This is a genomic window from Paenibacillus phoenicis (assembly GCF_034718895.1).
GTDB classification, from domain to species: Bacteria; Bacillota; Bacilli; order Paenibacillales; family Paenibacillaceae; genus Fontibacillus; species Fontibacillus phoenicis.
Genome location: NZ_JAYERP010000001.1, coordinates 3,827,162 through 3,852,500, shown reverse-complemented (window position 1 = coordinate 3,852,500; position 25,339 = coordinate 3,827,162). Strand labels below are relative to the sequence as shown.

Here is a 25,339-nt window from a genome sequence, read left to right as displayed (position 1 = left end):
AACTCTCCAATAAAATAAAGTGTTTGACTTGCTCATTTAGAAAAAACTGACGAGAATTAAATCTCGGTTTATTACTCACTCGTTGTTCAGTTTTCAAAGATCAACTTCGTTGTCGTCTTATCGGCGACAACTTTTATAGTATATCATGTCCGGCGTTATCTTGCAAGCATTATTTTTATCTGCGATTCTGAGCTGAAGTTCATAATGCTCACGAATAACGACCGGATTTATAATATATCATCTTTTCAAGTCGCGTGCAACCCAAACTGCTCGATTTTATGCATCCAATTTAATCCAACCTTATCCGCTTAAAAATCTTCCACAACAAAACTCAACATCAGTAGAAACTCGAACATAAGCTGATCAAAGTAAATATGTATCAACGCAAGCTTACGAAGAAGTAGCCGACCGCGATCAGCGGCGATCTTAACGATATAAAGATCCTCTAAGGCTCAGCCTTCCCCAAATCATAAGAAAAACGTCTATCGACGTACATTCAACGTAGACAGACCGCATTTAGCGGAAGTTTTTCTTGCGATATCAGGATGCTAAGCCCCCGTAGTTTATACTTTCTGATATCTTAAGAAAAACGTCTATCGACCTACATTCAACGTAGACAGACCGCGTTTAGTGGAAGTTTTTCTTGCGATATCAGGATGCCAATGCCCCGAAGTTTATACTTTCTGATATTATAAAAAACAAGCCCAGCCTATAGCCGGGCTTGTTCTATTCCAAACTCTTATTCCGCAGAACGCATATGCGGGAACAGCAGTACGTCACGGATAGAAGCCGAGTCGGTCAGCAGCATCACCAGGCGGTCCACCCCGATGCCCAAACCACCGGTCGGCGGCATCCCGTACTCGAGAGCACGGATGAAGTCCTCGTCCATTTCATGCGCTTCATCATTGCCTTGCTCACGCTCAAGCAGCTGTGCTTCGAAACGCTGACGTTGGTCGATCGGGTCGTTCAGCTCCGTAAAAGCGTTAGCATGCTCACGAGCTACGATAAACAACTCAAAACGATCCGTAAACCGCGGATCCTGCTCGTTCTTCTTCGCCAGCGGCGAGATCTCCACCGGATGTCCGTAAACGAACGTCGGTTGGATTAACGTCTCCTCCACAAATTGCTCAAAGAACGCGTTCAAAATATGACCGTACGTCATATGCGGCTCCACCGGAACATTATGCTCCTTAGCCAAACGATGCGCTTCTTCATTGCTCATTTGCACGCTGAAATCGACGCCGGTTACTTCTTTAACCGCATCAACCATAGACACGCGACGCCATTGCGGCTTCAAGTTAACCTCATGCCCTTGGTAGTGCACCACTTGAGTCCCCAGCACTTCCTGCGCGATATGGGAGATCAGATTTTCCGTGAGCGCCATAATATCTTTATAGTCGGCATACGCTTCATACAGCTCGATCATCGTAAATTCCGGGTTATGACGCGTCGAGATCCCCTCGTTCCGATAGACCCGGCCGATTTCATAGACTTTCTCCAAGCCGCCAACGATCAGGCGCTTCAAGTGAAGCTCGATCGCGATCCGCATATACAACTGCATGTCCAACGCATTGTGATGCGTAATAAACGGACGGGCGGCTGCACCGCCGGCAATGTTATGCAGCGTCGGCGTTTCCACTTCCAAATAGCCGAGGGAATCCAGGTAACGGCGCATCGATCGGATGATCTGCGAACGTTTGATAAACGTCTGCTGCACTTCAGGATTCACGATCAAGTCGACATACCGCTGGCGATAACGCAGCTCGACATCTTTCAAGCCGTGATATTTATCCGGTAACGGATACAGCGACTTCGACAGCACCTCTAGGTCCTTCACCTTGATCGTCGTTTCGCCGGTTTTGGTCTTGAACACCTCACCGGTTACCCCTACGATGTCCCCAAGGTCCAGAATGCTGAACGCCTGATACTTCACTTCAGGCACGCTGTCTTGACGGACATAAATCTGAATTTTGCCCGACAAGTCTTGCAGATGCGCAAAGCTGGCTTTACCCATGACCCGTTTAGCCATGATTCTTCCAGCGATGGTCACCTCGACGTGCTTCTCCTCCAATTCTTCCTTGGACAGCCCGTCATATTGCCGGAGAATGTCACCCGCCATATGGGTGCGTTCATATTTTTTGCCAAAAGGGTCGATCCCAAGCCCGCGCAGCTCGTCCAATTTATCACGGCGAATTTGCAGCAGCTCGCTGACCTCCATCGCTTCCTGGTTATTAATCTCTTCGCTCATTACCCTACTCCACTCCTTAATCCAGCTGAATTTGCTCGCCGACAAAAGAAACAGTGAAAGAAGCCTCCGCTGGGGAAGCTTCTTCTCTCGCTCATTCCGCCTTACTTCTTAATGTCCACGATTTTATATTGAATCACGCCTGCCGGAACGTTGACGTCCACGATGGCGCCTTTTTTCTTCCCAAGAATGGCTTTGCCGACAGGACTTTCATTCGAAATTTTGTTCTGCATCGGATCGGATTCCGCGGTCCCGACGATCGCATATTCCATCGTATCGCCGAATTCCAGATCTTCCACCGTCACGATCGAACCAATGCTTACCGTATCCGTGTCGATTTCATCGTTGTTGATGATCCGCGCGTTGCGCAGCATTTTCTCCAGAGTGATGATCCGTCCTTCAATAAATGCTTGCTCGTTCTTGGCGTCCTCATATTCCGAGTTCTCGCTGATATCCCCGTATCCGATGGCAACCTTGATCCGTTCCGCGACTTCACGGCGTTTCACGGATTTCAAGTTCTCCAATTCTTCTTCCAGTCTTTTCAGACCGTCTTGGGTAAGGATAACTTCTTTATCGCTCATCTCAACCGATTCTCCTGTCATGGAAAAAATTTTCGCACGGTACGTGCGGCACCTGAAAACTCCCCTGGAAAACGAACGATTCCCAAAAGGAATGGTTCCTTTGCCGTACCACCGCCGCCCAGGTGCATGGAAGCGCTCGCTTCCGGCCACAGTGATCACTTCGATTCTTGCTTGTTGTGTTAATTATATGCAATATGTGATAAGGGTCAGACCCTCATATGGGAGAGACTGGCACTTGAGGCGAATTTATATTGTGAAATTATAGGTGAACGATTCCGAAATGTCAATGACGCCCGATTTTACAAATGTAAACGTTTCATGTATAAGAGGTCCCCCCATGAGAGGACACCCCTCTCAACTTCAAACCTTAGGCGGACACCTCATCGCGCACCGTTCCCGCCGCCAAGTCGGCGACAAAATTCTCAAGAATCCGCACCATCTCATCCCGGCGGTTTTCTTCCATTATGAGGTCTTTGATGCGCGCCGCACCTTTCAACCCTTTCAAATACCAAGCCAAATGCTTGCGCATCTCGCGAACAGCAACAAGCTCGCCTTTCAGCGCCGCTAAACGGTCCATGTGCAGGATGGCAATGCGAATCTTCTCCTCCGCATCCGGCTCAGGAAGCAATACGCCTGTTTTCAAGTACTCGACGGTCCGGTACAGCATCCAAGGGTTGCCAAGCGCCCCGCGACCGATCATCACACCGTCGCAGCCGGTCTCATCCAACATCCGTTTCGCATCCTCGGGTGTCGCCACATCGCCGTTCCCGATGACGGGAATCGACACCGCTTCCTTCACCTGGCGGATGTAACTCCAGTCCGCTTTACCGGTGTACAATTGCTCCCGCGTCCGGCCGTGAACGCTCACGGCTTTGCCGCCGGCTCGCTCAACCGCTTTGGCGTTGTCCACGACGTAGATGTGCTCCGCATCCCAACCAATGCGCATTTTCACCGTGACTGGCTTGCTTACCGCATCCACAACCGCCGCAACCATTTCGTATATTTTATTCGGGTCAAGCAGCCAGCGTGCGCCAGCGTCGCATTTCGTCACCTTCGGCACGGGGCAGCCCATATTAATATCGATGATATCGGCATTGGTTTCCTGATCGACGACTTTCGCCGCTTCTACGAGCGACGCGCGATCCCCGCCGAAAATTTGCAGGCTAAGCGGCTTTTCCCGCTCGTCCACAAAGAGCATTTCTCGAGTCCGCTTATTGCCGTGAAGGATTGCTTTATCGCTAACCATCTCAGCGCAGACAAGCCCTGTCCCAAATTCCTTGGCAATCAGACGGAAGGCCGGATTACATACGCCTGCCATCGGGGCAAGTACGACTTGGTTCTTCAATTCCACATCGCCAATCTTCAGCAAGATGGTTCCCTCCCATGCAATAAAATAGTTAAATCAGCGGTTCACTTCAGATCAGACTTTAGCTCCGCTAAGGATATTCCTAAACATTGTGCAATTTTAGTTAACATTTGATCATCTGCCCGGCGGTTCCCCCGTTCTACCGCGCCCAATAAGGCCAGGGATACGCCGGACTTCTCAGCCAGCTCTTGCTGGGTGAAGCCTTTTAGCTTTCGGAAAGCGCGGATGCGCTGTGCCAGTTGCATGTTTTCCAAAACCGGACGCCTTCCTTTCCATCTAAGTTGTCTAGGGCATTGTGAATCCGTTCAAACAGCCCGGAAGGCTCTCCTTCCGGCACGATGTCGGCCAAGGGAATGAGCACAAAAGCTCGCTCCATCATCCGCGGGTGCGGTAAGGTCAGAAGCGGTGTGTCCAACACCCTGCCGCCGGCCCATAACAAATCCAGGTCCACCGTCCGCGGCCCGAAGCGGATCGTACGCTCCCGTCCCAGCCGCAGCTCGATATCCAGCATGAAGGCCAGCAGCGCCTCAGGATCCAGCGACGTCCGGACAGCAACGGCCATATTCACAAAACAAGGCTGATCCAAATAACCTACCGGATCCGTCTCATATAGATTGGAGCAGCGCAATACCTCGATCTCAGGATGCTTCTGCAATTCCGAGATCGCCTGCATCAGGGTGGCCTCGCGGTCGCCTAGATTAGCCCCTAAAGCAATATAAGCCTCTGAAAGCTCAGAGGGAGATGTCGTAGTCATAAATATTAGCTCACTTTCTGGAACGATACAACTCGACCGTCACACCGTCAAAATGCACATCAAACGGCGGATGCGGCTTCGTAACTCGAACCGTTAACGCATCTACCCTAGTATAAGTGTCCAATACCGCAGATGCAATATGCTCCGCCAGGGCTTCGATGAGTTTGAAGCTTTTCTTCTCAACGATACCCTTGACCAGTTCATGCACTTCGGCATAATTTACCGTTTGAGTTAAGTCGTCGTTAACCCCGGCCTGCTGCAGATCCAGCGCGAGCTCCAAATCCACGTAAAAGCGCTGGCCGAGCTTACGCTCTTCCTCAAAAACACCATGGTACCCGTAATATTCCATGCGCCGCAGCACCATTTTATCCATTCATTTCAGCTCCCTTTACCGGCAAATGGGTCAAGCGTACACGATCGCATCACACATCTGCACGGTTTGCTTGATCTCCTTCACGTCATGAACGCGGACAATCTGACAGCCCTGCGCAATCCCCAGCGCCACGGTGGCCGCCGTTCCGAACACCACCTCATCGACCGGAAGGTCTAAGGCGGTACGAATAAATCGTTTACGGGACGTGCCAAGTAGCAGCGGGAACCCCAATGCCGCTAATTCGTCCAGCGCCTTCATCACGCGCAGATTCTCGAGATCGTCCTTGGCAAAACCGATGCCGGGGTCCAAAATGATATTTTCATCCTTAACGCCAGCCTTTCGAGCGATCTCCACACTCTCCCGCAAATCCGCAGCCACATCGGCAAGCAAATCGCGGTAATTGCGATCATGGCGGTTATGCATCAAAATCACCGGACAACCAAACTCCGCCGCCACTTCCGCCATCCGTGCCTCCGCCTTAAAGCCCCAGATATCATTAATGATATGCGCCCCGGCCTTCAACGCTTCGTACGCCACCTGCGCCTTGTACGTATCCACCGACAACGGAACGTGAGGAAGCTCGCGATGGAGTGCCTCGACGACAGGGATGACCCGTTCCAGCTCTTCCTGTTCACTTACGGGCACATGGCCCGGCCGCGTCGACTCCCCGCCGATATCAATGATATCCGCGCCCTCCGCAACCATCTCACGGGCATGCTGAACGGCAAGCTCCACATTATTGTAACGACCCCCATCGGAAAAAGAGTCCGGCGTCACATTCAAAATCCCCATCACCAGCGTGCGATCCCCTAATGTCAAAGAGGCCTCGCCCAGTTGGTAGCTTCGCTTATAAATGATCGGCTGCATCGCCACTCCTCGCTTTCTCCCTATATTTCCCCAACAACAGGCGCGTCATTGGTCCGATTTGCCCAGTCCCCACCGTGCGCCGCAACGTCCCTTGGCCGCCGGGCTGGCCGGGCTCTACCAGTTTCGTCACCGGCACGAGCTCCTGAATCGAATTCGTCAGAAAGACCTCGTCGGCCGCCAGCAGCTCGTCCCAAGTGTAGCGGCCTTCCTCCGCCGCAATCCCCTGCTCGGCCGCCAGCTCCAGCACCCTAGCGCGAGTAACGCCGGGGAGAATGCCGGTTTTCACATCCGGCGTATATAATCTACCATTTCGCACAAAAAATACATTGCTGACGATTCCCTCCGCCAGCCAGCCATCCGCCGTCAGCAACAGTCCCTCAGCGGGTGCAGCGGCAGGTCTACTCCCATGCGCATGCGCCGCAGGAGCATCCGCCGTGTGCTGTGCCTCGCGTTCCAACCGGGCGAGTTCGCGCTTCGCCAGCACGTTGTTCATATAATGCAGCGACTTGAAACGAACCTCGCCCTCCGGCGTATTCCGAGGCGTTGCCAGCCGCCACAACGGCTTCCCGTCCGTGTACAACGCCGCACTCGGCTCCGGCAGCGGCTTCACGTAGATCACGACCCTCGGCTTCTCGTAGTCGCCGGCAGGCAAGCCCAACGGCCCCTCGCCAGCCGTTACCGTATACCGAATGTAGCCTTCTTCCAATCCGTTCCGCTCGAGCAGCTCGGCAATTTCCGCTTCAACCCGGCCAAGATCAGCCTGGTACGCCATCCCGAGCGCCCTGCAGCCCGCCTCCAGCCGCTGTAGATGCCGATCCAGCAGGAACGGCCGCCCTCCGTACGTGCGGAATGTCTCGAATAACCCGATCCCGTACATAAAGCCGTGATCCATCACGGAGATCACGGCTTGATCGACCGGGGTCGGAACGCCATCCACCCCGATGTAATTCATGCTTTGGCTTCCGCCTTTCGGTTCAGGAAGTTACGGAGAATTTGGTGCCCATGCTGGGTAATGATCGATTCCGGGTGGAACTGCACGCCCTCGACGGCATACTCTTTGTGGCGCAGCCCCATGATCTCCCCTTCCGCCGTCTCTGCGGTAATCTCCAGGCAATCCGGCAGACTCTCGCGCTCCACAATCAGTGAATGGTACCGCGTAGCCGTGAAGGGCGACGGCAGGCCGGCAAACACCGATTCTCCCTGATGGTAAATGGGCGACGTCTTCCCATGCATCAGCCGCTCGGCACGGATCACCTTGCCGCCAAAGGCTTGACCGATCGCCTGATGCCCCAGACAAACGCCAAAGATCGGGATAACCCCTTTAAAATGCTCAATCAAATCCAGCGTAATCCCGGCCTCATTGGGCGTACACGGGCCGGGGGATATTAAAATATGATCCGGCTGCAAAGCCTCAATACCCGCAAGATCGATCTCATCGTTGCGGCGGACAGTTACTTCCTCGCCTAACTCACCTAAATACTGCACCAGATTGTACGTGAAAGAATCATAGTTGTCGATCACTAAAATCATCTCATCTCATCTCCTGTCCTAGACTTTGTCCAGCTGGCTCTTCTTAAGTTCTTAAGTCTGTTGAACGGCCAGAGCAACGGCTCTGGCTTTGTTGAAGCATTCCCTGTACTCACGGTACGGGTCCGAATCGATGACGATGCCGGCACCCGTCTGCAAGTAGCCGACGCCGTCCTTCGCGACCAGCGTACGTATAATAATATTTAATTCGATATTCCCGGCATAGTCAATCCATCCCATCGCGCCGGTGTAGGGGCCTCTCGTAACAGGCTCCAGCTCCTCGATGATTTCCATCGTCCGCACTTTAGGCGCTCCGGTGATCGTTCCTCCGGGAAAAACAGCCGCAATCGCATCATAAACTGAATGATCCGAACTCAGCACCCCTTCAACCTCGGAGACCAAATGCATGACATGCGAGTACCGCTCCACGGCAAACAGCTCGCTGACCCGCACCGTCCCGTACTCCGCCACCCGGCCGATATCGTTGCGCAGGAGGTCGACCAGCATAATGTGCTCGGCCTGCTCTTTCTCGCTGGCAAGCAGCTCCGCCTCCATCTGCTGATCCTCCTCCGGCGTATGCCCCCGCCGTCTCGTCCCCGCAATCGGTCGGGTGCTGATCCGTCCTTGCTCCACCTTCACCAGCAGCTCCGGCGAAGCGGACACGAGCTGGAAGTCAGGGAACCGGAGCAGGCCCATATACGGCGAAGGATTCAACCTGCGCAGCTGCTCGTACACCCGCTCCGGCGAAGCGGCCAACGGAAAAGCCTGGCGCAGCGAAAGATTCACCTGGAATACGTCGCCGGCCGCGATATATTCCTGCACCCGAAGCACCGCCGCTTCAAACGCCTCCCGCGTCATTGAGACGGACATGCGGCGGCGTTCCATCTCCTCGTCGGTAAGCGAAGAAGGCTCTGCCGAACCTGCTGCGTCTACCGGGCCTGTCGCCGACGCATAAAAGCTCTTCCAACGGTCAGCCATTCGCATAGCCCGCGCTTCAGCGAGGTGATAGCTGTCACGCAGCTGATCCGGTGACGCCGACGCGATCGGGACATGGACGATGCAATACACGTCGCCTTCCGCTTGATCGATCACCCACAGCTCCTCCAACCGCATCCAGACGTAATCATCCAGGCCAAGATCGTCCTGCGCCAGGTTCGGCAGCCGCTCCAGCGATCGCGCTACGTCATAGGCGAGATAACCGACGGCCCCGCCGCTGAACTTGGGCAAACCCGGCCAACCTGGAGAACGGAACGGTTCCATCCAGTCCCGCAACAGGTCGAGCGGCTTGCCCGACACCACCGAAACTTCTCCTGAAGCGAGATCCTCCACCACGGCCTGATCGCCCTTGCCGCGAAGGACGGAGACCGGATTTAACCCCAAGAAGGTATAGCGTCCAACCTTGCCGCTTTCCAATACAAAGGCATACGGCCCGGCTTCCTCCCAAGCCCTGGACCAGTCCTCAGGCAAGCCGGCAGCCGCCAGCGGAATTTTGACCGCGAAGGGCAGCATCGTCCAGTTACCCGTGTCTGCCCATTCTTTCCATTGCTCCCAAGTCATTATCTTTTTCATCAAGCGCGCTGATCCCCCACATTTTCAGCCTGAAGAAGCTCTAGTCTTATTGGAAGCTAGTATACTAGAAGACGCCCTATAAGGAAAACACCTATCGCGAAAAATAAAAGACCCCAGACCGTTCGGTTGGAACGGCCGGGGGTTGTCATCGCTCTTACCGCGAAACGATTAAGCTTCGAAATTGTACAGCGGCGTGCTGAGATAGCGTTCGCCGTTACTTGGAATGACGGCAACGACACGTTTGCCTTTACCCAGTTGCTTCGCAACTTTTAATGCAGCAAATACGGCAGCGCCGGAAGAAATTCCGGACAGAATCCCTTCTTGTCTTGCTACAATACGCGCTTGCTCAAACGCTTCTTCGTTCTCGACATGAATGATTTCATCATAAATTTCACGGTTCAAAATTTCCGGAATGAAGTTCGCGCCAAGGCCTTGGATTTTGTGAGGACCTGGTTTACCGCCAGCCAAAATCGGCGATGCTGCCGGTTCAACTGCGTAAATTTTCAGATTCGGGAACCGTTTCTTCAATACTTCGCCTGCACCGGTAATCGTACCGCCTGTACCGATCCCTGCAACAAATGCATCCAGGCGTCCGTCCAGTGATTCGATGGCTTCAACGATTTCCGGCCCCGTCGTCTCGCGGTGGATCTTCACGTTCGCCTGAGTTCTAAATTGGTCTGCTAGGAAGTAATCCGGATTAGCGGCCAGCAGTTCTTCTGCTTTCTTCACCGCACCGTTCATACCTTCAGCCCCCGGCGTGAGGACAAGCTCTGCCCCATAAGCGCGCAGCAAGTTGCGGCGTTCCAAGCTCATCGTTTCCGGCATGACGATTACGGCTTTATAGCCTTTGGCTGCCGCCACCATCGCGAGGCCAATCCCTGTGTTACCGCTGGTTGCTTCGATAATCGTGCCGCCTGGTTTCAGCTTGCCGGCTTTTTCTGCTTCTTCTACAATGCTGATCGCAATCCGGTCCTTCACGCTGGAGCCTGGGTTTTGGTATTCCAGCTTCACGTAGATTTCGGCGCTGTCCTCCGGTACAACCCGGTTCAAACGGACCAGCGGCGTATCTCCGATCAATTCCGTAACATTGTTCACGACTTTTGCCATATCAAATATCCTCCCTTTGGATAAAAATAACCAAGTCGATCTGGCTGCCCACAAATGAAAGCTGACATAATTTAGGATGCACGATTCATCGACTTTCATTTATTTCCGAGTAAATAAGTTGGTTTTCTAATTATAATCTTAACAACGCCGATCGGAGTTGTCAAGAAAAGTCACAAAAAATACTTTGCTTTCAAGGGACTTTTGCCCCCCGATCGCAAAGTATCTTGGACCTACCCAGCGGGTTAAGGGATACAGGCTCCCAGTATATATTTTTCTCTTGGCAATCTTATTTCTCGGTTTTGGCGATCAACTGGTCGATTTCCTCCGGCGTAAACAAGTACGGCTCATTGCAGAAATCGCACACAACCTCCGTCTTTTTTCCTTCATCCCGCAGCTCCTCCAGCTCCTGCTTGCCCAAGCTGATCAACGTGCGTTCAACCCGTTCCCGGGAACAGTTGCAGGAGAATACGATGTCCATCTCCTCCAGAACCTGCACATCCTTCACAATCCAACGAAGCATTTCGTCCAGCTCCAGCCCTTGGTCAAGCAAAGCCGTAACCGGCGGAAGCTGTCCAATAGCCTTTTCGATCGAATCAATCTCCGAATCGCTTAAGCCTGGCAGCAGTTGAATGATAAAGCCGCCGGCCACGATCACCGAGTTATCCACGTCCACCAAGACACCGAGTCCAACAGCGGATGGAGTTTGCTCCGATACGGCAAAATAATAGGTGAAATCCTCGCCCAGTTCACCGGAAATCAGCGGTACGCTCCCGCGATAAGGCTCCTTGAGCCCCAAATCCTTCGTGACATGGATAAACCCTTCGGTGCCGACTGCCCCGCGCACGTCCAGTTTCCCTTGGCTGTTGCTTGGCAAATGGACATGCGGGTTCTTGACGTAGCCGCGCACTTCGCCCTTGGCGTTCGCATCGGCAATGATTTGTCCGATCGGTCCGTCGCCCTTCACCTGAACGGTCAGCTTATCCTCGCCCTTGAGCATCGCACCCATCATGGCAGCAGCGGTCACCGTCCGCCCCAAAGCTGCGGTTGCCGTCGGATAGGTATCATGCCGGCGGCGCAGTTCCTCCACCAGCTGGGTCGTCCGCACCGCGAAGGCGCGCACTTTCCCGCCCATGGCGATCCCGCGGATTAACCGGTCTTGCTTATTGTTTTGGTCCATGTTGCGAAGGACCTCCTTTCATCCCTTAAAGGTCAATCAAACCCTTATTCTTCCCATGATCTATTATCCGCATTATTGATTGCGCTCGTAAATAATTCGAAGGCCCTCCAAAGTCAATTGCGAGTTAACCTCCTCGATGGTGCGCGTTTCGCTGGCGATCAGCTCGGCTAACCCTCCGGTGGCAATAACCTTTGGTTTCGCGCCCATCTCCCGGGCAATCCGCTCAACAATGCCATCAACCTGGCCGGCATAGCCAAAAATAATCCCCGCCTGCATCGCATGCACCGTGTTGCGGCCGATCACCTTCTTCGGCTTCTCCAGCTCGATACGCGGCAGTTTGGAAGCGCGCTGATACAACGCTTCGGTCGAGATGCCGATCCCCGGCACAATCGCGCCGCCAAGGTAATTGCCCGCAGCATCGATACAGTCAAACGTAGTGGCTGTGCCGAAGTCAACAACCACCAGCGGCCCGCCGTATTTCTCGATGGCAGCCACCGCGTTGACGATCCGGTCGGCACCAACCTCGCGTGGATTTTCGTAGCGCAGGTTTAGCCCGGTTTTGATGCCCGGACCCACGACCAGCGGCTTGTGATGCAAATATTTATCGCACAGCTCTTCCAGCACGTGCATTAACGGCGGAACAACCGAAGAGATGATCACGCCTTCCATCTCACTTGCCCGGATGCCCACCATATCAAACAGATTATGGATCAATACGCCGTACTCGTCCACCGTGGCTTGACGGTTCGTGCTGATGCGGAAATGATGGAGCAATTCCTTGCCCCGGTAAATCCCCAGCACGATATTCGTATTGCCTACATCGACTACAAGGAACATGCGCCTGTTAAGCCTCCTTTTTGCCGTTCAGGTCCAAACTGATATCCAGGCTTTCAAAAGAATACGTCAACCGTCCCACGGAAATGACGTCTACGCCGCTCTCAGCAATGCCGCGGATCGTTTCCAGCGACACGTTGCCCGACGCTTCCACCGTCACATGCGGCGCTTTCGCCTTGATTCGGCGCACCGCTTCCTTCATCAGATCGGGCGCCATGTTGTCAAGCATAATGATATCCGCTCCAGCTTGCAGCGCTTCCTCGACCTGCTCCAGGTTTTCCGTCTCCACCTCAATGGTCATCGTGTGCGGAATCTGAGCGCGGGCGCGGCTGACCGCTTGGGTGATCCCCCCGGCCCCTTTGATATGATTATCCTTGATCATCACCGCGTCATACAACCCGAAGCGGTGATTCGAACCTCCGCCGGTGCGGACAGCATACTTCTCCAGCATCCGATGTCCCGGCGTCGTCTTGCGCGTGTCCACCAAGCGGGTTGGCAGGCCGCCAAGCGCCTCGACGAACATGTTCGTCCGCGTAGCGATACCGGACAGACGCTGCAGCAAATTCAGCGCTAACCGCTCCCCGATTAATATGCTATGCGTGCTTCCTTCGACTTCAGCCAGAATCGTACCTTTCTCGATGCGTTCGCCGTCCTTCACGTGCGGCGTAAACGTCAGGCTCGGGTCCACGATCTCAAAGACGAGCTGAGCCACCGGCATTCCGGCAACGATGCCGCCCTGCTTGGCGTGAATGATCCCTTTGGATTCATGGCCGGCAGGGATCGTGACGGCGGTCGTCACGTCCCCGGAGCCTACGTCCTCCTTCAGCCAGCCGCGGATGGACTCCACGAGCCCTTCATGATATCCATTAAACATCATCGCTAATTTCCTCCAACATTCCTTGATCCCGCTGCCACAACAAATGCTTGCGCCACTTCGCGTCATTGCGTTCCGGGAAGTCCTCGCGGTAATGTCCGCCCCGGCTCTCCTCGCGGGCCAGCGCCGCTTTGGCCAGCAGTAGCGCGCAGGTCAACATATTGGCATACTCCCATTGGTCACGGGTATGCAGCGCCTGACTAAAAATCGCCTTGTGATTCTCCAGCTCCTCGATGCCCTTGGCAAGCCCCTCTGCCGTGCGGCGCAGGCCAATGCGGCGCACCATCGTCTTCTGCAGGTCGAGGCGGCGTTCCACCAGAGAGAACGGAGCAGGCGCCATGCGGCCGCCATGGTAAGCAACCGTCTCGCCCGTTCGAGTGCGCGGCGGCAGCTCCTGAATCCGCTGGATAATCCGGCGGCCGAACACAATCGCTTCCGACAACGAGTTGCTGGCGAGCCGATTGGCGCCGTGTACGCCGGTCGACGAAACCTCACCGCAGGCGAACAACCGTTGCACGCTCGTCTCGCCATAATGGTTGACGCGAACGCCTCCCATCATATAATGCGCTGCCGGAGCGACCGGAATCCAGTCACTTGTTAAATCGAGCCCATAACGCAGGCAGGTTTCGTAAATCGTTGGAAAACGGGCCTTGATCTTCTCCGGATCTTCATGCGTGATATCGAGATAAACGATACTTGCCCCCGCCGCTTCCATCTCGCTCACGATCGCCCGCGCTACGATATCCCGCGGCGCCAGCTCCAGCAGCTCATGGTATTTGCTCATGAACCGCTCGCCTTTAATATTCCGCAGCACGGCCCCTTCGCCGCGAACTGCCTCGGAAATGAGAAACCGCGGGGCGCCCGGGTAACATAACGAAGTGGGATGAAATTGAATAAACTCCATATCACGCAGCACCGCTCCTGCCCGGTAAGCGATAGCAACACCGTCCCCCGTGGCTACCTCGGGATTGGTCGTATAGCGGTACAGCTGCCCGGCTCCGCCGGAGCATAAAATCGTAGCATTTCCGCGCAAGAACACACGCTGCCCGTCAGGCCGCTGCACAAGCGCCCCCAGGCATTCGTTCTCCTCCGTAATCAAATCGATCACATAATGATTGTCCCAAACCTCGATGTTAGGATGGGCGTCCGCCTGCTCGGACAGGGCTCGCACGATCTCATACCCCGTCGCGTCCCCATGCGCATGCAAGATGCGGCGATGGCTATGCGCTCCCTCTTTCGTCAGAGCCAGCTCCCCGTTTTCCAGATCAAAGGCCGTGCCCAGCTTCATCAGTTCTCTGACGCCTTCCGGCCCTTCATTTACGAGAATGTCAACCGCTTTGGAGGAGCATAATCCCGCGCCGGCCAGCAGCGTATCCTGACGGTGATAGGCCGGGGAATCGTCCTCAGAGATCACGGCGGCAATCCCGCCCTGCGCATACCGGGTATTGCTTTCCAGCATGGATTTCTTCGTGACTAGGATTACGCGATTCTTTTCACTTGCTTTGATAGCGGTAAAAAGACCAGCAATCCCCGAACCGATCACAATCACATCCGTATCCACGACCGTCAATCGGCTTGCCTCAAAATCAACCAAATATTGTGGAATCACGTTCGTCACCTATCTTGAACAAGAGAGTAGCGCATGCTACTTAACTTGTAACATGCGCTCTAAGGATAATCTGGCTTTGTCGGCAACGACGGGTGGTACGTAAATTTGCGGTTGCATCGTTTCCAGGCATTTCACCAGTTTCTTCAGGTTATTGACTTTCATGTTCGGGCATACCAGATATTTCGTGGCAAAATGGAACGTTTTGTCCGGGCTGTCTTTACGCAGCTGATACCCCGTTCCATCCTCCGTGCCCACGATAAACTCCTTCGCGGAGGAATTTTTGCAGTAATCGATGATCGCCGTGGTGCTTCCCACGAAATCGCCCATCGCCACCACTTCCGGACGGCATTCCGGATGCACGACAAACTCGGCGTTGGGATATTTCGCTTTCATCTCAACGACGTCTTTCACGGTCAGCATATCATGCGTGTTGCAGTAGCCTTCCCAAATAATCAGCTTCTTGTCAGTATGTTGCTGCACGTAATGGCCAAGGTTCTTATCCGGCACCCAGATAATTTCGTCCGCATCCACGGAGTTAATTACCTTCACCGCATTGGAGGAGGTGCAGCAGATGTCCGTTTCCGCTTTAATTTCTGCGGAAGAGTTAATATAGGTCACCACTTTGGCGTTCGGGTGTTGAGCCTTTAGCTTGCGCAAGCCTTCGACGTTCACCATATCGGCCATTGGGCAGCCCGCACGTTCGTCAGGAATAAGCACCGTCTTGTTCGGCGCCAAAATCTTAGCGCTTTCGCCCATGAAATGCACGCCGCAGAACACGATCGTATCCGCATCCGTCGAAGCGGCCTTCTGAGCGAGCAAAAAAGAATCGCCCCGGAAATCCGCTACCTCTTGAATTTCATCCCGCTGATAATAATGCGCCAGTATGATGGCATTGCGTTCTTTCTTGAGCTGAACCAGTCTTTCCCGCAATTCGCGGTTCATTTCGGCTTTACGCTCAAGCGCTAGAGCCTCCACTTGAATTCCTCCCCCATAAGCTCATGTATCGTCTGTTGCTGTATTAACCCCATCCTGGCTCTCTATCTCTTCGCGTCGTCCGGGATTCTTGCTGCGTTGTATGACAATCCTGCGTGAAACGGCAAGAACGTATTAAATTTCACACGGTGTTTACCAACTAATTTACACAAGGTGAAAGGCACTGTCAATGCGCCGTCCGGGTGCGTATAGCCCCAATAGCCTTTGATAATGCAGGAAAAATAAGGATTAACGAGGGGATACGCGCGTTCAGGAATAACTAAAATTTTAAGAAAAAGACCTTTGATTTCTCGTCCCCATCAATGTATTCGATTTTTCGTATACAAAATACGGCTTACGCCAATATTCCCGGATTCTATTCGGTTTTTCATACAGAATTTAGGTATACCTCAGCTTATGGTGCAAATATATACGAAATTTCATATAGATTCCGTTAAAATCACCAGATCCGCCAAACTGTATTCGATTTTTCGCATACATCTGAACGTAAGAAAAACGTCTATCGACGTACATTCAATGTAGCCAGACCGCGTTTAGCGGAAGTTTTCCTTGCGATATCAGGATGCCGATCCCCCGAAGTTTATACTTTCTGATATCTAAAAAAATCCGGGAAACTTGAGGTTTCCCGGATTAGGTCTTTGCTGGTATGGTTACACGGTTGGCGTGCTGCCACCATTGTTTGGATCCTTGCCTTCGTCCGCCGAATCGGCTTGACCAGGCGTATCGCTGACGGTACCTTGCGGTGCGTCAACAACCGGATCGTTCGTCCGATCGCTGGCGGTGCCGCCCGGAACGTCATTTGGGATATCCCCGACCGGAGCAGCAGGCGCCGAATCCTCGGTTTTGCCTTGAATGCGAACGCGAACGTCACCCACGCTGTCGATCGACGGCTCACCCGGCTCGGAGGAACCGCTGCCGCCATCTTGGCCGTCTTTCTTCAAGCCGTCCAGCGTACCGGTTTCGATCAGCGACTTGATTTGCTCGAGCTCCAAGGTTTCCACTTCAAGCAGCGTTTCCGCAATGAGGTGAACTTCCTTGGCGTGCTCGGTCAGCAGCTGCTTACAACGTTCATAACATTCGTTGATGAACCGCTGCATTTCCTGATCGATCTCGTAAGCGATTTGATCACTGTAGTTCTGCTCGTGCCCGATATCGCGGCCCAGGAACACTTGGCCTTGCGATGTGCCGAACTGCATCGGACCGAGCTTCTCGCTCATCCCGTATTCAATGATCATGCTGCGCACGATGTTGGTCGCTTGCTGGAAGTCGCTGTATGCGCCGGTTCCGATCTCGCCGATAAACAGCTCCTCGGATACGCGGCCGCCAAGCAGACCGGTTACCCGATCCAGCAGCTCGTTCTTCGTGGCCAGCATACGGTCTTCCTTCGGTAACATAATGACATACCCGCCGGCGCGGCCGCGTGGAATGATCGTTACCTTGTGCACCATGTCGGCATGCTCCAAGAAGTAACCCACAATCGTATGGCCCGCTTCGTGGTAAGCCACGATGCGCTTCTCGCGGTCGCTGATAACGCGGCTGCGTTTCTCAGTACCGACAATAACGCGGTCGATCGCTTCGTCTACTTCCGTCATGGAAATATCTTTGCGGTTCCGCCGTGCTGCCAGGAGGGCCGCTTCGTTCAGCAGGTTCTCCAGGTCAGCGCCGGTAAAGCCCGTCGTACGCTTCGCGATCACGTCCAACTTGACGTCTTTAGTCAGCGGCTTGTTGCGCGCATGCACTTTCAAGACCGCTTCGCGGCCCTTCACATCCGGACGGTCCACCGTGATTTGACGGTCAAAACGTCCCGGACGCAGCAAGGCTGGGTCCAGAATATCTGCACGGTTCGTCGCAGCGATGATGATAATGCCCTCGTTGCCGCTGAAGCCGTCCATTTCTACGAGCAATTGGTTAAGCGTTTGTTCGCGTTCATCATGACCGCCGCCAAGTCCAGCGCCCCGCTGACGACCTACGGCGTCAATTTCATCGATAAAGATGATACAAGGCGCATTCTTCTTCGCGTTCTCGAACAAATCCCGCACGCGGGAAGCGCCGACCCCAACGAACATTTCCACGAAGTCAGAACCGGAAATGCTGAAGAACGGAACCCCTGCTTCACCGGCAACAGCGCGGGCAAGCAAGGTTTTACCGGTACCCGGAGGGCCTACAAGCAGAACGCCTTTCGGAATTCTTGCCCCCACGGCCGAGAACTTCCGCGGATCTTTCAGAAACTCAACGACTTCGACAAGCTCCTGCTTCTCTTCATCGGCACCTGCGACATCCTCAAACGTAACTTTCTTCTTCTCTTCATTATAGAGGCGCGCCCGGCTCTTGCCGAAGTTCATCACTTTGCCGCCGCCGCCCTGCGCTTGATTAAACAAGAAGAAGAACAGAATGAACATGATCGCCAGCGGAACGATCGAAGTTAGGAAGGTGAGCCAGATGCTTTCGCCCTGCATCTTCTTCCATTCTAAACTAAAACCGTTCTGTTCGCTGTATGCGATGATCTCTTTAACGACATTCTCGTCAAAAGGCACATACAAAGAGAAATTCTTCGTCTTGTCGTTTCCGACAGCTTCCTTATACTTACCGGTTACCAGATAAGCGTAACCGTCAAATTTAACGGTTAGATCAGCAACATTATTATCCTTCAGTTCCTGACGTAAGTCCGAATACTTAGGGGTGACGGTTGCTTCTTGTCCGCCATTGAGGAATTGGACGATGCCCACCACGACTAAGAAAAGTATTAAATAAAAACCAGAATTCCGGATGAACCGATTCATCCCCTACCTCCTCTCAAGACCTTAAGTTATTTTACCATAGCCAATCTCGCCATTTCAAAATTCCGGCAAGGGTGGTCCTTCGTCCAAGCGGACGACGAAATCAACTGGTGTAAATCTCCGGCTTCAGAACTCCGATGAATGGGAGGTTACGGTATTTCTCGGCATAATCCAGACCGTATCCGACAACGAAAGCGTCCGGAAGAACGAACCCTGACAGGTCCGCTTGCAAATCCACCGTACGCCGCGCCGGTTTGTCAAACAGCGTAACGATTTTAACCGATTTGACCTTGCGCCGTTCAAGCACATCAATCAAATAGCTGAGCGTCAGCCCGCTATCGATAATGTCCTCCACGATCAAGATATCGCGGCCTTCCACGGAGGTATCCAAATCCTTGATGATCTTCACTTCCCCGGAAGAACGGGTTCCCGCTCCATAACTGGAGACAGCCATAAAGTCGAGCTCGATCGGTACCGTAATTTCCTTCACCAGATCGGCCATAAAAATAAAAGCGCCTTTCAAGATACAGATCACGAGCGGGTTACGCCCTTCGTATTCCGCACTCAGCTGTTTGCCCAACTCAGCAACCTTCTCTTGAATTTGTTCCCGCGTAATCAAAATTTCCTGGATATCGTTTAGCAAAATGAGTGAACCTCCTACGTTATTCTATGAATGCCGATCTTTCGCTAATCCTCAAGGTGTGCGCCCCGGATCTGGACGCGGCGTTAGAACCATATGCACAACAGTGGTCGTGCGCGGGTTCACCGCAGCAACTGCGGAACGGCGAACGCCGGGAATCCACAGGATCCGGCCTGCGGCATCCGTGACCATCGGGATGCGGGAGCGGAGGGATGGCGGTATTTTCGCATCGATGAAAATATCTTTTACCTTTTTGCTGCCGTTTAATCCCATAACTTTCATCACGTCTCCCGGTAATCGGGAACGCACGGTAAGCGGATAGACCAGCTCATCCGCATCAAATTTCGCTTCGTTATTTCCTTCTGCCTTAACGTGAAGCTCCCTGCCGGCGCCATACCGCGTGATTCGCAAGCTCTGGCTCAGGCCCTCGATCGGCACCTCTGCCGGAAATTGTTCCACCAAATATGTATAATGAGGAATCCGACTTTCTACTGCCGGGGGGATAAAGCGTATCCTGTCATATTCGCGTACGCACTTGACGCCGCCGCCGAGATCTAAGCTCCACGTCGTGGGCCGATCTTGAATCGTCCCTTGACGAATTGCCTCGACCTTGACAAAATCGCGATCCTCCGTACTTAAAGGCAGATAATTTAATATTAGTTTAATCAACCTCCGTTGTAAAGCAACATGTAAACCGGAGAAAAGAGGGGCTTCAAACGAGAGAATCCCGTCCTCCGTCCGCACAAGCTCAGCGTACAACCTCATCGCTTCCTGATGCAGGTAATCGTCTTCTGCTGCAGTCAGCACCGCCAACCGGTTCAGCGATTCCGGCAACTGACCATTATATTGCCCTAAAAATGGCAACACATCCAGCCGAATCGAATTTCGCGTCATCTCTTTATCCAGGTTGCTGCTGTCTTCGACGTAAGCCAGCCCGGATTCGCGGCACGCCTGGAGCAAATCCGTCTTGTATATACGGAGCAAGGGGCGGATAAGTTCCACATTTTTTTCGCGGCGTTTGGGTCGCATTCCGGCTAATCCGGAGGGCCCGCTGCCCCGCAGCAGCCGCATCAGCACCGTCTCGGCCTGGTCATCGGCATGATGGGCAAGCGCGATGGACGATGCCCCATAACGCTCGGCCACCTGATGCAAATATTCGTACCGCTTCTCCCGAGCCGCCAGCTCCAGGCTTTGCCCCGTTTCCTTCATATAAGCACGCACATCCGCGTACCCCAATTCAAAGGGGATACCAAGCCGCTCGGCGAGCTCACGGACAAATTCCGCATCCCGATCCGCCTCGTCGCCGCGTAAGCCGTGATGCAGGTGCGCGCAGATCAGTTGGAGTCCCAGCGCCTTGTCCCCGGCGATTTCCTTCATTATATGCAGCAGCACCGTAGAATCGACCCCGCCGGACACCGCCACAACGATAACATCTCCGGGCAACCATAACTGTTCCTGCCTGCCAAAACGGCGAACCTGCTCCGTTAATCGGTACAGTGTGGTTTCTTTCATCGGATACCCCCTCTCCCTTCCCTCAAAAATGAGTTCGTAAACGTAACGGACTGGAAGGACTCTATTTGCCCATTTCCCGGCAATTTCCCAATCTAACGGACCCCAGTGACCTTAAGTGGCCTTTTAATGGACCAGATTGCCGCTGTTATCCGAAATAAGGTCTCCTCAGTCCGTTAGAATCGGAGGAAGTCCAATCGCAAGCGAATAGCGTCTCTGGTGTCCGTTAGCTTCGGAAGCCCACCGCCTAAAACCTAAAAGTCAAATAAAGCGCACAGGCAAGCAACGTCAGCGATACCGCAAACGCCCCGACGATCCATCCCGGGGTCGCAGACCGCGTCCGGCGCCGCGGAGTGAAACGGCGGGTGACCATCTCCTTCCACAACCGGCACGCTTCCGCCGTATCCCGGAACTCCCCATGGAGAGCCCGCTTCAACCAGGCGCGGTACGGCGCCAACGTCTCATACCCGTCGACGATGGCGATAAGATCGCTGCGGCTGCGCGTTTGCGGCAGCTGAGTCGCCGCTTTCTTTAACGCACTCTCAGCAAGCAAATGAATGCAGACAACCGCGAAGGAGAACCAGTCATACGCAGGATCTGCTGTACGGCTTCCCGCCCCCCAGAAACCGCGGTCGTACCACTCCGTAAACTGCTTTACGCTGTGCCCTTCACTTGTTACTCCGCCGTAATCGATCAGCTCGACTTCGCCATAAGCCCCTACGAGCACGTTCTCCGGCTTAAGGTCACCAAACACCCAGCCGGAATGGTGCAGCCGTCCGAGCTGTTGCAGCAGCTGAAGGCCAGCCACGTCCAGCCAGCGCGGCCCCCGCCGGGCCAAAAAGGCGCGCAGCGGCTCCCCTTGCACATAGCGCATAACGTAGAAAGGAATCTCCCTTCCCTGGTAAGTGAAGTCGTCCACCTCCACCAGGTAATTGAGATCCCGTTCCGCCGCACCCCGCCGCCGGCCTTGACGCTGCAGCGCTTTCAGCACATTGATTTCCGATTGAATATCCAGCGTATCGAAGCCCAGCTTCAGAGCGTATAATTTTCCGTTTTTCTCCCGTTTCACCAGGAATACAACGCCGTTAGCCCCTTGCCCGAGCAAACGCTGGATCACATACCGACCGCCGTTCCAGCGTCCGATAATCCGTGTTCCCTGCGGCAGGGGAATTTTAGACGACGTAGTCGCCGAGGATTCCATCTTGTCCCTCCGTCTTCTCACGCCAAGACTTACCATGTTCATTCAGTGTACCATATCGCATAAAATCCATCACCTTCAGAAGCGCAGGTCCGGTTGGCGTTGCCCCTCTCATGACGAGGCGTTGGAAGATGGAACGGGCAGACCCCAGATCGCTGGTCCATTCCACATCCAGGACGGCATCCTCTCCGCTGTGCGAGCCGGGAAAATGGAAGACGGCCAGCTGGCTCTCCCCTTTCCGCGAGCTCAAGCTCAACATCATATCCCGAATCGCTTCCTCCACGGCCCGGAGCTTCGGCTTCATGCTGGCGCTGGCATCAATGAGAAGCGCCACCTGCAGCGAGCTGTTCTCGCTCAGCTCGTCGATCACCTCGACGACCTGCGAGCGCTGCTCTGGCGGCAAGTCACTAACCGTCTGATCGCCTAGGATCTGCCGGATCTCTTTATGAACCGCCTGTTGAATCGTCTGGACGACCGTTTTTCGCGTCATCATCTGCATCGTCTGCGCCAGGTTCTCGGTTCCGACAATCCGGCTCATCCCGCCGCCGGCCTTGGCGATTTCAGCGATCTCCAGACTCCCCAGCTCGCCAATCGTACCGTAATCGACAATCCCCACCACATTTACGGTGATTCCTTCCTGCCTTGCCAGCGCCGCAGCCATCACCGGACTTTCCCCGACATTGGAACACCCGTCCGTAATCAACATAATCTGTTTCATCTCATCATCCCGCCTTTCAAATAGATAGAGTTCAACATTCTCGTATCTATCATTTCCAGCTAGGATAGAATTCAAACCAGCTGCGCGAAGAAAGACCCGGCCCGAGGCCATCACTTCCTTATAAAAAAGAAAGGAACCTAAGACAGTCGCCTTAAGTTCGATAGAATCCAGAATTATCTGCATATTTATGCACAATGCGCATTTCGAGAATCCCCGTATCCGGGTCCTCCTTATCCATCAGGATCTCCCAATAGTCAGGAGCCAGGGCTCTGAGTTGTTGATAGTCTTCCCGATGTAGCCTTACGCCGGCAAAGCGGTTGTTGTCAAAAACATAATCCTGCTCCGCCCGCAGCCCGAATTTGATCTCCAGCAAGCTCCGCAGTCCGCCCACTGTCATGAACTTAAACCGGTAGCCTTCCGATAGAGCTTGCTTGACCTCATCCAAATGCTCCTGGAGGTATTCCACAAATCCGTCCCACTGCAGCTCCGGATTAACTCGCTGCTGCAATTCAGCGGCATCCTTGCGCTCCAGCAGCTCCACGAGCTCCGCGCCTTGGATGCCCTTCGCCCGAATCATCTCCAATCGCAGCGCATAGAGCTGCGGCAAGCTGGCTTTTGGTGCTGTCAAAAGCATGACCTCCCTACCCATATAACTAACTCATACTAGTCTATCTCAAACTATACCAAATGGCACGCCACAAAATGCCCTCCGCCCACGTCGCGGAATTCCGGCACCCGCTGCTTGCACTCTGCCGTAGCAAACGGGCATCTGGTATGGAATTTGCAGCCGGAAGGCGGGTTCGCCGGACTCGGAATATCGCCCTTCAAAATAATCCGCTCCCGCTTCATGCGCGGGATTGGCAGCGGCACGGCAGACAGAAGCGCCTTAGTATAGGGATGCAACGGATGGCGGAACAACTCATCCCGCGAGGCCATTTCAACCATTCCGCCCAAATACATCACCCCAACCTGCGTGCACAGATGCTCCACGACACTCAAGTCATGCGAGATAAACAAATACGTTAACCCGCGAGTCTCCTGCAGCTTACGGAACAGGTTGATGATTTGCGCTTGGATCGATACGTCCAGCGCAGACACCGGTTCATCGGCAATCATCAGTTCGGGGTTCAGAATCAGCGCGCGAGCGATTCCGATCCGTTGGCGTTGCCCGCCGGAGAACTCGTGCGGATAACGATCGATATGATAAGAGGACAGCCCGCAGGAAGCCAGCACCTCCAGCACCCGGTCGCGGATCTCCGCCTTCGGCAGCAACCCGTGGTCGAGCAAAGCTTCGCCGATTGCGTCGCCAACCCGAATCCGGGGATTCAAGGAACCGTAGGGGTCCTGGAAAATCATCTGCAGCTTCGGTCTCAACCGGCGCAGCTCTTCATCCGCTAGCGAGTAAAGATCTGTGCCTTTAAACAGAATGTCGCCGTCCGTCTTCTCTGTCAAACGAACGATGCTGCGGCCGACCGTACTCTTCCCGCTGCCCGATTCACCCACCAGGCCGAAGGTTTCCCCGGGCTGAATGGTGAAGCTGATGTCGTCCACGGCCTTCACCTGTCCGGTTGTCCGCTGCAGGAGCCCTGTCTTAATCGGAAAATACTTTTTCAAATGCCGTACTGTCAGCAGCGGCTCACCCATGGCGTTTCTCCTCCTCATACAACCAGCAAGCGGCTTTCTGGCCGCCTCCAAGCGATTTCAATGCCGGCTCCTTCGTGCGGCAAATGTCCATGCAGTGCGCGCAGCGGTCCTGAAAATAACAAGAAGGCTGCAATTCCAGCAAATTTGGCACTTGGCCCGGAATGGAAAACAGCTCATCCTGACGCTGTCCGAGCACCGGCTTCGACTTCAACAACCCTTGCGTGTAAGGGTGCTTCGGCGATTCGAACAGCGCGGTCACTTCCCCTTCCTCAACCACTTTGCCAGCATACATCACGACCACGTAATCAGCCATTTCTGCGACGACACCAAGATCATGGGTGATCAGCAGAATCGACATGTCGGATTCCGCCTTAATTTGCCGCAGCATATCGAGGATTTGGGCTTGGATCGTTACGTCGAGCGCCGTCGTTGGTTCGTCCGCAATCAGCAGCTTCGGCCGGCAGGAGATGGCGATCGCAATCATAATCCGCTGCAGCATCCCGCCGCTCAGCTCATGCGGGTAACTCTTCATAATCTGCTCCGGCCGAGAGATCCCAACCTGTTCAATCAGCTCGAGGGCCCGCTGGCGAGCTTCCTTCTTGCTCAGCTTCAAGTGAAGCACCATCGGCTCGATTAACTGCTCTCCGATCGTCAGCACCGGGTTCAGCGAAGACATCGGCTCCTGAAAAATCATCGCGATCTCATGTCCGCGAATGGCGCGAAGATGATGTTTATCTAAAGACAACAGATCGGTATCGCCAAATTGAATTCGTCCGCCGATCTCCACCTCGGGGCCGTTTTGCAGCAAGCCCATAATTGACATCGCCGTCACGCTTTTGCCGCAGCCCGACTCTCCGACGATACACACGGTTTCCCCCGGCTTGATCCGCAGGCTGACTTCATCAACCGCCTTGATACGTCCTTCTTCGGTATGAAAATGCGTGCTTAGCTGGTCTATCTCCAGCAAAGTTGACATA

At 54.0% G+C, this 25,339-nt stretch carries 24 protein-coding genes and 1 rRNA gene (1 of these 25 only partly in view); all 25 read right to left on the bottom strand.

Annotation, left to right across the window (positions count from 1 at the left end; genetic code table 11):
- Window positions 1–13 (bottom strand): 16S ribosomal RNA (locus tag U9M73_RS18285) (it extends 1,540 nt beyond the left edge of the window).
- 726 nt (window positions 14–739) lie between these two features.
- Window positions 740–2,248, bottom strand: a complete 1,509-nt coding sequence (lysS, locus tag U9M73_RS18280; protein ID WP_009226296.1) for a lysine--tRNA ligase — start codon at window positions 2,246–2,248, stop codon at window positions 740–742.
- 101 nt (window positions 2,249–2,349) lie between these two features.
- On the bottom strand, window positions 2,350–2,826 hold the full coding sequence (greA, locus tag U9M73_RS18275) for a transcription elongation factor GreA (protein ID WP_009226297.1): 477 nt from the start codon (window positions 2,824–2,826) through the stop codon (window positions 2,350–2,352).
- Between the two features lie 367 nt (window positions 2,827–3,193).
- A complete protein-coding gene (gene dusB, locus U9M73_RS18270; RefSeq protein ID WP_260071854.1) occupies window positions 3,194–4,195 on the bottom strand; it encodes a tRNA dihydrouridine synthase DusB in 1,002 nt (333 codons plus the stop codon).
- Between the two features lie 41 nt (window positions 4,196–4,236).
- Complete coding sequence (locus U9M73_RS18265; RefSeq protein WP_009226299.1) at window positions 4,237–4,446, bottom strand: helix-turn-helix domain-containing protein; 210 nt, start codon at window positions 4,444–4,446, stop codon at window positions 4,237–4,239.
- Window positions 4,398–4,946, bottom strand: coding sequence for a 2-amino-4-hydroxy-6-hydroxymethyldihydropteridine diphosphokinase (gene folK, locus U9M73_RS18260; protein WP_323078448.1), 549 nt, complete (start codon window positions 4,944–4,946; stop codon window positions 4,398–4,400). Before folK ends, U9M73_RS18265 begins: the two co-directional genes overlap by 49 nt.
- Before the next feature lie 10 nt (window positions 4,947–4,956).
- Complete coding sequence (folB, locus tag U9M73_RS18255; RefSeq protein ID WP_009226301.1) at window positions 4,957–5,319, bottom strand: dihydroneopterin aldolase; 363 nt, start codon at window positions 5,317–5,319, stop codon at window positions 4,957–4,959.
- A gap of 30 nt (window positions 5,320–5,349) precedes the next feature.
- The gene (folP, locus tag U9M73_RS18250) at window positions 5,350–6,186 is read right to left on the bottom strand and encodes a dihydropteroate synthase (protein WP_036646185.1); all 837 of its coding nucleotides are present in this window, start codon (window positions 6,184–6,186) and stop codon (window positions 5,350–5,352) included.
- Entirely contained in the window at window positions 6,167–7,138 is a 972-nt protein-coding gene (locus U9M73_RS18245) for an aminotransferase class IV (RefSeq protein WP_009226303.1), read from the bottom strand. The genes folP and U9M73_RS18245 overlap by 20 nt, the downstream gene beginning before the upstream one ends.
- On the bottom strand, window positions 7,135–7,716 hold the full coding sequence (gene pabA / locus U9M73_RS18240) for an aminodeoxychorismate/anthranilate synthase component II (RefSeq protein ID WP_260071852.1): 582 nt from the start codon (window positions 7,714–7,716) through the stop codon (window positions 7,135–7,137). Before pabA ends, U9M73_RS18245 begins: the two co-directional genes overlap by 4 nt.
- A 51-nt stretch (window positions 7,717–7,767) precedes the next feature.
- A complete protein-coding gene (locus tag U9M73_RS18235; protein WP_036646154.1) occupies window positions 7,768–9,282 on the bottom strand; it encodes an anthranilate synthase component I family protein in 1,515 nt (504 codons plus the stop codon).
- Window positions 9,283–9,450: 168 nt separating this feature from the next.
- Entirely contained in the window at window positions 9,451–10,389 is a 939-nt protein-coding gene (gene cysK, locus U9M73_RS18230; protein ID WP_260071851.1) for a cysteine synthase A, read from the bottom strand.
- A gap of 286 nt (window positions 10,390–10,675) precedes the next feature.
- Window positions 10,676–11,566 carry an Hsp33 family molecular chaperone HslO gene (gene hslO / locus U9M73_RS18225; protein WP_323078444.1) on the bottom strand — a complete coding sequence of 297 codons (891 nt, stop codon included), beginning with the start codon at window positions 11,564–11,566 and terminating at the stop codon, window positions 10,676–10,678.
- A gap of 72 nt (window positions 11,567–11,638) precedes the next feature.
- Window positions 11,639–12,403: a type III pantothenate kinase gene (locus U9M73_RS18220; protein ID WP_009226308.1), complete on the bottom strand. Its 765-nt coding sequence runs from the start codon at window positions 12,401–12,403 to the stop codon at window positions 11,639–11,641.
- Between the two features lie 7 nt (window positions 12,404–12,410).
- Window positions 12,411–13,277: a carboxylating nicotinate-nucleotide diphosphorylase gene (gene nadC / locus U9M73_RS18215; protein WP_009226309.1), complete on the bottom strand. Its 867-nt coding sequence runs from the start codon at window positions 13,275–13,277 to the stop codon at window positions 12,411–12,413.
- The gene (nadB, locus tag U9M73_RS18210; protein ID WP_036646156.1) at window positions 13,267–14,883 is read right to left on the bottom strand and encodes an L-aspartate oxidase; all 1,617 of its coding nucleotides are present in this window, start codon (window positions 14,881–14,883) and stop codon (window positions 13,267–13,269) included. Before nadB ends, nadC begins: the two co-directional genes overlap by 11 nt.
- A gap of 36 nt (window positions 14,884–14,919) precedes the next feature.
- A complete protein-coding gene (nadA, locus tag U9M73_RS18205) occupies window positions 14,920–15,858 on the bottom strand; it encodes a quinolinate synthase NadA (protein WP_009226311.1) in 939 nt (312 codons plus the stop codon).
- A gap of 668 nt (window positions 15,859–16,526) precedes the next feature.
- Window positions 16,527–18,656, bottom strand: a complete 2,130-nt coding sequence (gene ftsH / locus U9M73_RS18200) for an ATP-dependent zinc metalloprotease FtsH (protein WP_009226312.1) — start codon at window positions 18,654–18,656, stop codon at window positions 16,527–16,529.
- A gap of 100 nt (window positions 18,657–18,756) precedes the next feature.
- On the bottom strand, window positions 18,757–19,296 hold the full coding sequence (gene hpt, locus U9M73_RS18195) for a hypoxanthine phosphoribosyltransferase (protein ID WP_009226313.1): 540 nt from the start codon (window positions 19,294–19,296) through the stop codon (window positions 18,757–18,759).
- Between the two features lie 51 nt (window positions 19,297–19,347).
- A complete protein-coding gene (tilS, locus tag U9M73_RS18190; protein ID WP_009226314.1) occupies window positions 19,348–20,805 on the bottom strand; it encodes a tRNA lysidine(34) synthetase TilS in 1,458 nt (485 codons plus the stop codon).
- A 244-nt stretch (window positions 20,806–21,049) separates the two neighbouring features.
- A complete protein-coding gene (locus U9M73_RS18185; protein ID WP_323078439.1) occupies window positions 21,050–22,003 on the bottom strand; it encodes a serine/threonine protein kinase in 954 nt (317 codons plus the stop codon).
- On the bottom strand, window positions 21,975–22,718 hold the full coding sequence (locus U9M73_RS18180) for a vWA domain-containing protein (protein WP_009226316.1): 744 nt from the start codon (window positions 22,716–22,718) through the stop codon (window positions 21,975–21,977). The genes U9M73_RS18185 and U9M73_RS18180 overlap by 29 nt, the downstream gene beginning before the upstream one ends.
- Window positions 22,719–22,869: 151 nt before the next feature.
- Entirely contained in the window at window positions 22,870–23,352 is a 483-nt protein-coding gene (locus U9M73_RS18175; protein ID WP_323078438.1) for a hypothetical protein, read from the bottom strand.
- A 44-nt stretch (window positions 23,353–23,396) separates the two neighbouring features.
- On the bottom strand, window positions 23,397–24,362 hold the full coding sequence (locus U9M73_RS18170) for an ABC transporter ATP-binding protein (RefSeq protein ID WP_009226318.1): 966 nt from the start codon (window positions 24,360–24,362) through the stop codon (window positions 23,397–23,399).
- On the bottom strand, window positions 24,355–25,338 hold the full coding sequence (locus U9M73_RS18165; RefSeq protein ID WP_323078437.1) for an ABC transporter ATP-binding protein: 984 nt from the start codon (window positions 25,336–25,338) through the stop codon (window positions 24,355–24,357). The genes U9M73_RS18170 and U9M73_RS18165 overlap by 8 nt, the downstream gene beginning before the upstream one ends.
- Window position 25,339: the final 1 nt, after the last annotated feature.